The sequence below is a fragment of the Rhodopila sp. genome, from assembly GCF_965276935.1.
GTDB lineage: Bacteria > Pseudomonadota > Alphaproteobacteria > Acetobacterales > Acetobacteraceae > Rhodopila.
The window spans coordinates 496,335-508,526 of record NZ_CBDIBS010000003.1 but is presented as its reverse complement, the minus strand read 5'-3'; the positions used below and the strand labels follow the sequence as shown (position 1 = coordinate 508,526).

10 protein-coding genes are annotated in these 12,192 nt (G+C 66.1%); 8 read left to right on the top strand and 2 right to left on the bottom strand.

What is annotated here, in order from left to right:
• Positions 1 to 85: 85 nt before the first annotated feature.
• Positions 86 to 934 carry a TauD/TfdA dioxygenase family protein gene (locus ACQY4S_RS10150; RefSeq protein ID WP_428485082.1) on the bottom strand — a complete coding sequence of 283 codons (849 nt, stop codon included), beginning with the start codon at positions 932 to 934 and terminating at the stop codon, positions 86 to 88.
• Positions 935 to 943: 9 nt separating this feature from the next.
• Positions 944 to 1,696: an N-formylglutamate amidohydrolase gene (locus ACQY4S_RS10145; RefSeq protein ID WP_428485081.1), complete on the bottom strand. Its 753-nt coding sequence runs from the start codon at positions 1,694 to 1,696 to the stop codon at positions 944 to 946.
• Between the two features lie 45 nt (positions 1,697 to 1,741).
• Between ACQY4S_RS10145 and ACQY4S_RS10140 the strand changes: the two genes are divergently transcribed.
• The 8 genes from ACQY4S_RS10140 to ACQY4S_RS10105 all read left to right on the top strand — a co-directional run bounded on the left by ACQY4S_RS10140 (position 1,742) and on the right by ACQY4S_RS10105 (position 11,990).
• Positions 1,742 to 2,050: a nitrile hydratase gene (locus ACQY4S_RS10140; RefSeq protein ID WP_428485080.1), complete on the top strand. Its 309-nt coding sequence runs from the start codon at positions 1,742 to 1,744 to the stop codon at positions 2,048 to 2,050.
• On the top strand, positions 2,050 to 2,328 hold the full coding sequence (locus ACQY4S_RS10135) for an SH3-like domain-containing protein (RefSeq protein WP_428485079.1): 279 nt from the start codon (positions 2,050 to 2,052) through the stop codon (positions 2,326 to 2,328). The genes ACQY4S_RS10140 and ACQY4S_RS10135 overlap by 1 nt, the downstream gene beginning before the upstream one ends.
• The gene (locus ACQY4S_RS10130; protein ID WP_428485078.1) at positions 2,325 to 2,906 is read left to right on the top strand and encodes a nitrile hydratase subunit alpha; all 582 of its coding nucleotides are present in this window, start codon (positions 2,325 to 2,327) and stop codon (positions 2,904 to 2,906) included. The genes ACQY4S_RS10135 and ACQY4S_RS10130 overlap by 4 nt, the downstream gene beginning before the upstream one ends.
• A 201-nt stretch (positions 2,907 to 3,107) precedes the next feature.
• A complete protein-coding gene (locus ACQY4S_RS10125) occupies positions 3,108 to 6,434 on the top strand; it encodes a DEAD/DEAH box helicase (protein WP_428485077.1) in 3,327 nt (1,108 codons plus the stop codon).
• A gap of 61 nt (positions 6,435 to 6,495) precedes the next feature.
• Positions 6,496 to 7,620, top strand: coding sequence for an acyl-CoA dehydrogenase family protein (locus ACQY4S_RS10120; protein ID WP_428485076.1), 1,125 nt, complete (start codon positions 6,496 to 6,498; stop codon positions 7,618 to 7,620).
• A gap of 99 nt (positions 7,621 to 7,719) precedes the next feature.
• The gene (locus tag ACQY4S_RS10115; RefSeq protein ID WP_428485075.1) at positions 7,720 to 8,955 is read left to right on the top strand and encodes an acyl-CoA dehydrogenase family protein; all 1,236 of its coding nucleotides are present in this window, start codon (positions 7,720 to 7,722) and stop codon (positions 8,953 to 8,955) included.
• A 2-nt stretch (positions 8,956 to 8,957) separates the two neighbouring features.
• On the top strand, positions 8,958 to 11,066 hold the full coding sequence (locus tag ACQY4S_RS10110; protein ID WP_428485074.1) for an acetate--CoA ligase family protein: 2,109 nt from the start codon (positions 8,958 to 8,960) through the stop codon (positions 11,064 to 11,066).
• A gap of 3 nt (positions 11,067 to 11,069) precedes the next feature.
• Complete coding sequence (locus ACQY4S_RS10105) at positions 11,070 to 11,990, top strand: TauD/TfdA dioxygenase family protein (protein WP_428485073.1); 921 nt, start codon at positions 11,070 to 11,072, stop codon at positions 11,988 to 11,990.
• Positions 11,991 to 12,192: the final 202 nt, after the last annotated feature.

The following is a 12,192-nucleotide window of genomic DNA, read 5'->3' as shown; positions in this document are numbered from 1 at the left end:
CTAATCCTTTGGCGTCACGGCCGGCGCAGGCCAACCATCCACGACCTGAACTGCCGATGCCAGCAACGCCGGCCTCCGCCAGCCATCACCGCACGGTCGGCGGACATTCCACCGTAGTGCGGACCATGTGGCGGCGTTCCGCGCCGCTGGCGAACGGCGTGGCGCGGTGCATGACGGCCCGGTTGTCCCACAGCACAAGGTCGCCAGCAGTCCAGTGGTGGCGATAAACAAAGTCGCCGCTGCCCGCGAAGTCGTTCAGCCCGTCGATCAGGACGCGGCCTTCGGCTTCGGGAATGCCGTCGATCGAGCGGGCGTGGGCGCCAAGGTATAGCGCGGGTCCATATGGATTTTCCGCCACGACGGTGGCTCGACGGACCGGCGGGTGGGCGTCGCGTTCGGCCGCCGTCATCAGGGCGGGATCGACGCGGGCACGTGACCAGCCGAAGTCGTGCACGGCCATGCGATCCTGCACGCGCTGGCGCCGGGCTGGGTCCATCGCTTGCCAGGCGGCGCGGGTGGAGGCGAATTCGGTATCGCCGCCGGCCTGGGGAATTTCGCGCGCGGACAGCAGCGACGCCCGCGCCGGTGTCGCCTTGAACGAGCTGTCATGGTGCCAGATCTGGTTGGCCTTGTTGTTCAGCACCTGCTTGTCGGTCGGCGGCGCGATCTGTCCATTCGAACCGATGTTGGTCAGCACGATCAGCTTGCCGCCGGCTCCGTTCGCGCCGGCGCGCGTGGTCTCCAGCGTGCCGAACGTCTCGCTGAACGCGACCTGGGAGTCGTCGGTGATGCTAGGTGCCGCGAACACCAGCACCGACCAGCGGTCCAGCGCATCGCGCAGCCACGCGGCGTCAGCGGCGGAGACCGGCTGGCCGATGTCAATCCCGGCGACACGGGCGGCGAATAGCGGATGCAGGGCGGTCGTCGTTGGCATGATGTCCTCTCAGGTCTTGAGGGCGGCGTCGGCCGTGGTCAGCAGGCGGGCAAACCTTCGGGCCCAGTCGTGCTGGCCCTCGGGCGAGATGATCAGATCCTGGCGGATTTCGATCTCCACATGCGGCAGGCCGCGGCGTTCGCCGTGAACCGGGATGCCGTAGTCGCTGTTGCCGGTGATCGCATAAGGCGCGTTGTCGCCGACTACAAGATCGCCTTCCCGCCGCAGCAGGTCCATCAGGATGCCAGCCAGCCTTGGCTCCTTGTTGTACAGCATCCCCACATGCATCGCTCGGCTTTCACCCTTGAAGCTCGGGGTGAAGCTGTGCATCGCGATCAGCACGGTGCGGCGGTTGGCGCGCGCGTCCAGCAACGCCGCGATGCGGTCATGGTAAGGCGTGAAGATGGCGGCGACGCGGGCGGCTTTGGCCGCTTCCGACAGGCCGACATTGGCCGGGATGGGCGTGTGCTCGCTGATTTCCGGCATGGCGCTGGGCCAGTCGGGATAGCGGTTGCAGTCGATCACCAGCCGGGAATAGGTCTGCAACACCGCCGTGGCGTCCAGCATGTCCGACAGGTGCTCGGTCACCGCCGCGATGCCGATGTCCCACGCGATGTGGCGCTGGCGTTCGGCCTCGGACACACCGAGGTCGCCGAGGCCGGCGGGGATGACGCGGCCGGCGTGGTCGGCGGTCAGGAACAGGTCGGACGTGCCGTGTTCGCGCAGCACCCGCACCGGGTCGGGGTCTTCGGGCGTCAGCATGCTGGCTCCTCTGGCATTCCTTGCAAGATGGGCTATCGTCCGCGCATGGACAAGGAAGCCAAGCGGGCCCACCACGACCTGGGCGGAGCCTCGAAATTCATGTGCGAGCCGGTGGACACCGAGCCGCACGGCCTGACCGACTTCGATCGGCAGGTGGACGCGCTGCGCCAGGTGCTGGCGGCGAAGAAGCTGATGACAGTGGATGAGCTGCGGCGCGGCATCGAGGCGATTCCGGAAGCCGACTACCACCGCCTCAGCTACTACCGGCGCTGGATCCGCTCGATCACCGATACGCTGCTGCGGCATGGCGTGATCAGCGAAGCCGAACTGCGCCTGATGCTGGAGGACGGCTGATGTTCGCGTCAGGCGATACGGTACGGGTGAAGGACGCGTGGCCGGAGGCACAGGGACCGGTGCACATCCGTACGCCGCACTACGTGCGCGGCGCGGTGGGCGAGGTGGTGCGTCACCTTGGCGACTTCCCCAATCCCGAGGATCTCGCCTTCGCCCGCCCCGCCGCCAGGCTGCCGCTGTATCACGTGCGATTTCGCAAGGGCGCGATCTGGAACGAACCGAAGGCGGACGACGAACTGCTGGTCGAGATCTTTGAACACTGGCTGGAGCGGCCATGAACATTCTGGAAGCGGATGGCGAGCGGTTGCTCGCTTCGGTGCGGGCCCTGCTGGAGCAGAAAGGGATCATTTCTTCCACCGAGGTGCGGGAGCGGCTGGAGGCCACGGACAACGCCAGTCCGGGGCAGGGGGCGCGGATGGTCGCGAGGGCGTGGGTTGATCCGGCGTACCGTGCGCTGATGCTGGCGGACGGAACGAAGGCGGCCGAGGCGCTTGGGATCCCAATGCGCGGAATCCCGCCGCTCGGCGTGCTGGAGAACACCGCGCAGGTGCATAACCTGGTGGTCTGCACGCTGTGCAGTTGCTACCCGCGCGCGGTACTGGGGTACCCGCCGTTCTGGTACAAGTCGGCTTCGTTCCGGGCGCGCGCGGTGCGCGATCCGCGGGGGCTGCTGGCGGCTGAATGGAAGACGGTGGTGCCGGAGGCAGTTCGGCTGGTGGTGGTGGATTCAACGGCGGATTATCGCTGGATGGTGCTGCCGGTGCGGCCTTCGGGCACCGATGGGTGGGATGAGGCAAGGCTGGCGGGCATCGTGCGCGAGGGTGACATGATCGGGGTGACGGTGCCGGTGGTTTAAAAGCATAATCATAGCCAGCTTCGTCGTTTCATCCAGGTGAGGATGACGATCAGCGCGGGCTCCTCGCCGCAGGCTATAGGTGTGCCGCTCACCTGGATTTGAGCGATCGGCATCCTGGCCAACTGGGTATGGCGCAGGGAACAGGATTGATTGAGCCGGTTCCTGGGTTGCTACTGCCTCGCGTCCACTAAAAGATGTCGTATGGCTGATACGTCCAAAATCCTTCGGCAGGTACTGTGTTCCTGGCTGGCGACCGAGGTGCTGACACCACAGACCGTCAAGGACGGATGGGGTGGTCTTGCCGTCGAAAAAAGTGGGCAACAGCGCAACAAGGCTAGTGCGACGCCGGACGGCTCCGCGCACTGGGAGATGCCGGGTGACGACGATGCGACACCGTGGCCGCTTCTGCCGGAACGTTTGAACAGCGACGCGCGCTTTCCTGATCCGGCGGAGAAACACGCAGCGGCGACACCGGATCAAGAACGCCGCTGGTACTATGTTGTTCTTGGCGCACTGCCTGCGCGCCTCGCGTTCAAGCGGCTTGATGCCGCTTTCTCGGACCATGCCGACGATGACGAGACGAACCGCCGCAGCCGGGGGAACATCATCGGTGCCACTGTGGTGCTGGACGAGTGGGGTGTTCTTGTCGCCGACACTTTGGCCATTGCCAGCTTTGCCTGGGGGCTTGGCCACATCCTCAGTGGCGGGTCGGTGACCGCGCTGGCCACCTGGGATGAGCAGGAGCAGGATCTCAGGGAGCGGTTCGGCGGTCTTTTGGCCCCGGCGGGGCCCGGTGGTCGCTTCCGGTCGCTCACCTGGCGGGACGTCCGCGGCGTGTCGTCAGCACTCGCAGTAGAATTCGGCTTGCCAACCGAGCTGTGGGCGGTCACGCCGTGTGCCATTGAGGTGGTGAGCAAGCATCCTCCCGCCGCCGATATTCTCTCCAGCTTCTATTTGCCGGACCTGAAGCATGTGCTGCGGGAGGCGGATCATCTGCCTGATGCGGCAGCGGCCTATCTAGGTCTGCGGCCACCGGAGCAGCCTTGGAACCCACTGAGCGACTGCCGGCGCCCACAGCTATCGTCGCTGTTGCAGCCGGCGTTGTTCCCGCTAGGACGTTGGCCAGGGCCTGGACTGCATCCCTTGACGCTGCTGCAGCAGGCGGCGGTCAACACCATCGTACGCGACCTTGACCAGGCCGGTCTTGCCGCGGTGAACGGGCCGCCCGGCACCGGCAAGACAACCCTGCTACGCGACCTTGTCGCCCATGTGCTGGTGTCCCGCGCCGAAGTGCTCGCGGGCCTCGACAAGCCTTGGGCCGACTTGTCGGGGCTCAACCTGATGGATTTTGCCGTCGTGGTGGCAAGCAGCAACAATGCGGCGGTGGAGAATGTCAGCCTTGAACTGCCGCTCCGCGCCAAGGCATTGGACAAATCGGTCTGGCATGAAAATGGCCTCGACTACTTCGGCCACACCGCCAGCGCCGTATCGGGCGTATTGGACAAGCCGGCGGACCAGCGTGCCTGGGGCCTGATGGCAGCGCGGCTGGGCAAGGCCGAAAATCGGCGCGACTTCTTTCAGCGGTTCTGGTGGAACCACGACTGGGGACTGAACGACTGGCTGGACCGTGTCGGCTGGCCAGACGTCAAGCGGCCGTGGCGGGAACCGCCCGGCAAGCTGGTTCAACTCGACCCACCGCCGCGGCGGCCGGAGGCAACCGCGAATTGGCGTACGGCGCGCGATGCCTTTCGACAGGCGCTGGATCATTGCCGTAAGTTGCGCGCGAAACTGGAAACGCTGAACATCGATGGGGCGCTCTTGCGGGAGACAGAGGCGCAATTGCCCGCCGCTGCAAGCCGGCTCCGCGTTGCCGTCCAGGACCTTGCCTCCGTCACCCGCGCCGTCGAAAAGGCACGACGTGATGTCGAGGACAACCGCGGCCGGGACGCAACCGAAGCCGCCAAGCTGGCGGCGTTGGCCTCCGTGGCACCGTCCCGGCTGATGAAGTTGTTCCGCACCCGCGCGTGGCAGGTCCACGAAGCCGAAATCCGCATGCAGCTGGCAAAACTGGACAAGGCTCAGGCGACAACACGAGCCGCGGAGCAACGATTGGCGGAAGCCGTGGCAGAGGCAGACCGATATGCCAGTGAATGCCAAACAGTGCGGGCGATGCATGACGATCTCTGTCAGCGGGCCGACAACCTTGCGCAATCACTGCGGCACGCGCAGTCGGAGATGGGAGTGGCAGCGCCGGGGCCAGGCTTTTGGAAACAACCCGACGATGACCTGCAACGTACAGGTCCATGGAACGAGGGGATGTTCCGCGCCGCCCGTGACGATTTATTCATCGCCGCGGTCCGGCTGCACAAGGCATTCATCGTGGCAGCGGCACGCAAGGTGAAGCCGGCGCTGAAAACCATTGCCGAGGCGGTTCAGGGTGGCCCCGGAGCACCTAGGCCAAGCGCCGCTGACTGGGGTATCTTCTTCTTGACGGTGCCGGTGGTCTCCACGACCTTTGCCTCAGTCGGCCGTATGTTCCAGGGGTTCGGCGCTGGCGAGATCGGCTGGATGATGATCGATGAAGCGGGCCAGGCGACCCCTCAGGCAGCGGTCGGCGCGATCTGGCGCGCCCGACGTGCCGTGGTGATCGGCGACCCGCTGCAGATCGAGCCAGTGGTTACCACGCCCCCGCACACGACCCGACTGGTCTTCGAAGGCAACGGTGCTGATCCCGCCAACTGGGCGGCGCCGGAGCAATCCGCCCAGACGCTGGCCGATCGGGCCAGCCGGATACAAGGTCGCTTCGGCGTGGAAAACGGCGAAGCCGGGCGGGAGGTGCGGATTACCGGCATACCGTTGCTGGTGCACCGGCGATGTGAGCGGCCAATGTTCGATATCGCCAACCGCATTGCTTACGACGGGCGCATGGTGTTCGCGGCCAAGGAAGCCGCCTCTCCCATCCGCGATCTCCTGGGTTGCTCCGCGTGGATCGACGTTGATGCGCCTTCCATGGACAAATGGGTGGAGGCCGAGGGAAAGCTGATCACCGCGGCGATCACCAGGCTCAGCGACGCGCTTCAGGCACCGCCCGATATCTACGTCATCTGTCCCTTCAAGATGCCAGCACAGCGGCTGCGCGCAATGCTCCGGAACACGCCTGGCGCATTGGCAGGATTGCCAACGTCGGAGCGGCGAACCTGGATCGACAAGCGCGTGGGGACCGTTCACACCTTCCAGGGCAAGGAGGCCGAGGCGGTCATCCTGATGCTCGGTGCGGGAAGCGGCGCAAAGACAGGATCGAGAGTTTGGGCGGGACGAACCCCCAACTTGCTCAATGTCGCCGCTACGCGGGCAAAATGCGTGCTCTACATCGTCGGCAATCGCACGGAATGGCAATCCGCGGGGGTTTTCGCCGACCCGGCGGCTCATTTGGCTGTTCGATCCGAGTGGGAATGGCTGTCCAACGAACCACCCGATGGCAGTTCCGCAAGACAGCGGACCTGCTTGCTTGGCGAGCAGACCGCATAGGCTTGCCCCCCCGCCATCCCGGGATAACAATCCCCCGCAGGGACGGAAAGGGCCAGGCCGCATGAACTTCGAATTTCCCGACGAACTGCTGCAGCTCCGCGACCAGGCGCGCCGCTTCCTGGCCGACCGCTGCCCGCCGGCGGTGCCGCGCCGCATCCTGGACACGCCCGAACCCTACGCCGCCGACCTGTGGCGGCAGATCAGCGAAATGGGCTGGACCGGCGCGGCGATCCCCGAGGAATACGGCGGCGTCGGCCTCGGCCGCCTGGCGGTCTGTGTGCTGGCGGAGGAACTCGGCCGAGCGGTGGCGCCAACGCCGTTCTCGTCGTCGGTGTACCTGGCGACGGAGGCGATCATGCTGTTCGGTTCGGAGCAGCAGAAACGAACCTGGCTGCCGAAACTGGCAACAGGTGAAACCATCGGCACCTTCGCGATGGCCGAACAGCCCGGCGCCTCGGACCCGGCGAAGCTGCAGGCCACGGCGTCGGGTGGACGTCTGAACGGAACCAAGCTCGCGGTGCCGGATGGCGACATCGCCGACATCGCGGTGGTCGCGACGCATGGCGGCGCTGGAGCCTGGCTGCACATCGTCGACCTGAAGGCCAATGGCGTCGCGCGCGAGTCCGTCGCCACCTTCGATCCCACCCGTTCGCACGCCCGCATCGAGTTCAAGAACGCCCCATCCGAACCGCTGCCCGGCAGCACCACGCCAGAAACGATCCGTACACTGCTCGACCACGCCGCCGTGCCGATGGCGTTCGAGCAGGTCGGCACCGCGCAGGCCGCATTGGACATGGCCAATGCCTACGCCAAGGAACGCTACGCCTTTGGCCGGCCAATCGGCTCGTTCCAGGGCATCAAGCACAAGCTCGCCGATATGTACATCCAGGTCGAGATGGCCCGATCAAACGCCTATTACGGCGCCTGGGCGGTACACACCAATGCCGCCGAACTGCCGATCGCCGCATCGGTCGCGCGCATCGCCGCGTGCGAGGCCGGCTGGTTCGTCACCAAGGAAAACATCCAGACGCACGGCGGCATGGGCTTCACCTGGCAGATGGACTGCCACCTGTATTACCGCCGCGCCAAGCTGCTCGGCCTTGCGTTGGGCGGCGCGCGTGAATGGAAACGGCGCCTGGTCAGCGAACTGCGCGCTCGCAACACCACTGACTTGGCCGCGGCGTAACGCTTTGTTTAATCGCATGATCCCGCGCATCGCGCGAACAGCGCGTCCTTTGGACGACGAACGTTCCGCCCAGCGCGATTATGTTCCAGGAGCACGAACATGGATTTCGAAGACACACAAGAAGAAGCCGCTTTCCGCGCCGAAGCCCGCGGCTTTCTTGATGCTAACGCCGAACGCCGCAAGCCCGGCGAAGTCGAAGGCTACCGGCGCGGCCAGGACGCTCCCGGCGCCATGCAGCGCGCCAAGGACTTCCAGCGCCGCAAGTGCGCCGCCGGCTTCGTCGGCATCCATTGGCCGGTTGAATGGGGCGGCCGTGGCGGCACGCCGATCCAGAACGTCATCTACAACCAGGAAGAAGCGAAATACGACGTCCTCAGCAGCATCTTCAGCATCGGCGTCAATCTGGCGCAGCCCACCATCTGCACCTGGGGAACGCCTGAACAGCGCGACCGCTTCGTCAAGCCCGCCATGCGCGCCGATGAGGTCTGGTGCCAGTTGTTCAGCGAACCCGGCGGCGGATCGGATCTGGCCGCGCTGCGCACCCGGGCGGAGAAACAGGGCGACGAATGGGTCGTCAACGGCCAGAAGATCTGGAACTCCGGCGCGCACTACAGCGACTTCGGCATCCTGGTGGCGCGCAGCAACCCCGACGTCGCCAAGCACGCCGGCCTGACCTTCTTCATCCTGGACATGAAGACCCCCGGCATCGAGATCCGCCCGATCCGCCAGGTCTCCGGCTCGTCGCATTTCAATGAAGTCTTCTTCACCAACGTCCGCATCCCCGACAGCCGCCGCGTGGGGCCGGAGGGTGCCGGCTGGAAAGTCGCCCTGACGACCCTGATGAACGAGCGCCACGGCATGCGCGACGCCCCCGGCCCGGACGTCGACGAACTGTTCCGCCTGGCCCAGTCGATCGAACTGGAGGACGGTCTGGCGATCGAGGATGCGGCGGTGCAGGAAAAACTGGCGGACTTCTACGTTCGCTCGCAGGGCCTGAAATTCACCAAGTTCCGCGGCATGACGGCGCTGTCGAAAGGCCAGACGCCGGGGCCGGAATCGTCAATCATCAAGGTCGTGGCGGCGAACAAGCTGCAGGATATCCTCTCCTACGGCCTCGACATGATCGGTATGGCCGGCCCCACCATGGGCACCTCCATGCCCGTCGCCGGCATCTTCGAGGAAGCGCTGCTCTACTCCCCGGCTTTGCGCCTGGCCGGCGGCACCGATGAGATCATGAAGAACATCATCGCCGAACGCGTCCTCGGCCTGCCGCAGGACCCGCGCGCGGACAAGGGCATGGCATTCCGCGACATCCCGACCGGGGCGCGAAAATGACGATGCATAAGCTGCATAGTTTTTTCTGGCCGGATTCGATCGCCGTCCTGGGTGCCTCCCCCGACCTGCACCGCATTCGCGGCCGCCTGCTGCACCAACTCCGAGAAAACGGCTTCCCGGGCCGTATTCTGCCGATCAATCCCAGCTACCAGGCGATCGACGGCCTGCCCTGCTATTCCTCGATCGGCGCGGCCGGCGGCGACATCGACCTGGCCCTGGTGGCGATCCCCGCCGCCGGTGTCGCCGCCGCGGTCGAGGAATGCGCCCGCGCCGGCGTGAAAAACACCCTGATCATCAGCAGCGGCTTTGCCGAGGAGGGCGGGGCGGCCGGCGACATGCAGGCCGAGCTGCTAGCGGTCACCCGTCGCACCGGCATCCGCGCCTGCGGCCCGAACTGCGAAGGCTACTACAACGCGCTCGGCCGCGTCGCCACCACCTTCAGCCCGACGGTGGAAACCAGGGAGGACGACAATCGCGCCCTGGTGTCGGACAAGCGCATCGGCGTCATCGCCCAGTCGGGCGGCATCGGCTTTGCCCTGTTCAACCGCGGCAAGGCAGCCGGCATCGGCTTCAGCTACGTCATCTCCACCGGCAACGAAGCCGACCTGACGATGGCCGACTTCCTCGACTACATGGTTGAGGATTCTCATACCCACGCGGTGATGCTGTTCTGCGAGGCCGTCCGCGATGGCCCCGGCTTCGTCGCCGCGCTGGAAAAAGCCCGCCATCTGGGAAAACCCATCATCGCCATCAAGGTCGGGCGATCAGATGCCGGCACCCGCGCCGCCGCCTCGCACACCGCCTCGCTGTCCGGCTCCGATGCCGCCTACCGTGCCGTGTTCGAGCGCTACGGCGTCATCGAGGCCGAGGACGCCGACGAGGCCGTCGCCGTCGCCGGCGTAATGCTGACCTGTCCGCGGCCGTTGGGGCGGCGCACCGGCATCATCACCGTCTCCGGCGGCGGTGGCGCCTGGATGGCGGATACGCTGTCCGCCCACGGACTGATCGTGCCAACCTTGTCCGCCGCCGCCCAGGCTGGGCTGCGGCCGCTGATGCCATCCTATGGCGCCGCCGCCAACCCGGTTGACGTCACCGCGCAAGGATCGAACACCGGCCCGGCGATGATGACGGTGATGGAGCATCTGGCGGAGTCGGACGAGATCGACATGCTGGTGCTGGTGACCTCCCTGGCCAGCGAGACGCGGGCATCGCTTGACGCGGCCAGGGTGCGCGCCGTGGCTGCGCGCTGCGGCAAGCCGATGACGGTCTGGTCCTATACGCTGCCGTCGGCTTTTGGCCTGCAAGCGGCTGCCGGCTGCGGGCTGTTCGTCAATACCAACCTGCGCAATGTCGGCGTGGCATTGGGCAAGCTTTCGACCTATGCGGAGTCGCTGTCCCGCAACCTGCCGGAACCGTTCTCGCCCGTCTCAGGGCGGCTTTATCCCGGCCTGCCGCCGGTCGTGCCGGAGTATCTGGCCAAGCAGACCCTGGCCGCCTGGCTGCCGGATACGCGGGAGACACTGGCCGCCTCGGCCGAGGCAGCCGCCGATGCCGCCGATCGCCTGGGCTATCCGGTCGTGCTGAAGGTCCAGTCGCCGGACCTGCCGCACAAGACCGAGGCCGGTGGCGTGCGCCTGCACCTGGCCGACCGCGACGCGGTGATCGCCGCCCATGCCGCCATGCTGGCCGACGTCGCGCGCTACAAGCCGAACGCGGCGGTCGACGGCGTGCTGGTCCAGCGCATGGCGCCGAAGGGGCATGAACTGGTCATCGGCATGGTCGACGACGCCACGTTCGGCCCGATCATGATGCTGGGCTTCGGCGGCACGACGGTCGGGCTGTTCGGCGATGTGGTGCACGCGCCCGCGCCGCTGGACGAAGCCGAGGCGACCCGCATGCTGCTGTCGCTGCGCGCCGCTCGCCTGCTGACCGGTTTCCGCGGCGCCCCGCCGATCGATTTGGCACCGGTCGCCGCGCTGATCGCCGCCCTGTCACGCGCCGCGCTGACCCTGCGCGACCAGGTGCGGGAGTTCGAGCTGAACCCGGTCATCCTGCACGCCGACGGCTCCGGCCTGACCGTGGCGGATGCACTGCTGCTGATGAAGGACTAGGTCATGCTGAACATCGAACCCACCGGCGCGATCCTCGGCGCCACCATCCGCGGCGTCGATTTGTCCCGGCCGCTGAGCGAAGCCGATTTCGGCCGCATCCTGCTGGCCCTCGGCCGCCACGGCGTGTTGCGCTTCCCGGACCAGACCCTGGACCTCGGCGATGTCAAACGCTTTTCCGAAATGTTCGGCGAGATCCAGGGCAACCCGATCCGCGCCGTCGATACGACGCAGCCGTACGCGGAGGTCGGCATTCTGTCGAACCTCAAGCAGGACGGCGCCTTCATCGGCAGTCCCGATGCCGGCCAGGACTGGCACACCGACATGTCCTACCGCGACGTGGTCGGCTTCGTGAACGTGCTGTACGGCATCCGCATTCCCCGCCGCGACGGCAAGCCGCTCGGCGGCACCGAGTTCGCCAACATGCACGCCGCCTACGACGCCCTGCCGGACGACATCAAGACCCGGCTCGACGGCATGACCGTCACGCACAGCTTCGAGAAATTCTGGGAGCATATGCGCCAGCACAAGGCCAGCAGCCGCCCGGCGATGACCGATGAGCAACGCAGGCGCCGCCCGCCCGTGGTGCATCCGATCTTCATGACCCATCCGATCACTGGCCGGAAGACGCTTTATTGCAACGAAGGCTACGCGGTCCGCATCAATGAGATGTCGCAGTCGGACAGCGACGCGATGCTGGACCTGCTGTTCCGCCATCAGTTGCAGCCACGCTTCCGCTACACCCATGATTGGACCGAAAACGACCTGCTGATCTGGGACCATCTGGGCACCATCCACCGCGCCATCGCCGATTACGCGCCGGACGAGATCCGCCTGATGCGCCGCTGCCAGGTCATGGCGACCAAGGTGTTCGACCCCGCCTTCCTGCGGCCGGCACGCCAGACGGGTGGCATGACTGTGTCATAGCGCCTGACATCAACATCCAACACTTGTGCAACCGGTGCCGCCGGTTTCACCGGTAAGCAGCACAACCGCGTGAACGCGAAAAAGGCGACGTTGCCCTCTACCGGATCACCCCCATTAACTAATCGTTAGCCGGCCCGATAGGGCGTGAACGTTGCGATAGCACGCGATTATTTGGTTGTTGATCAAAATGATCTGGCAACGC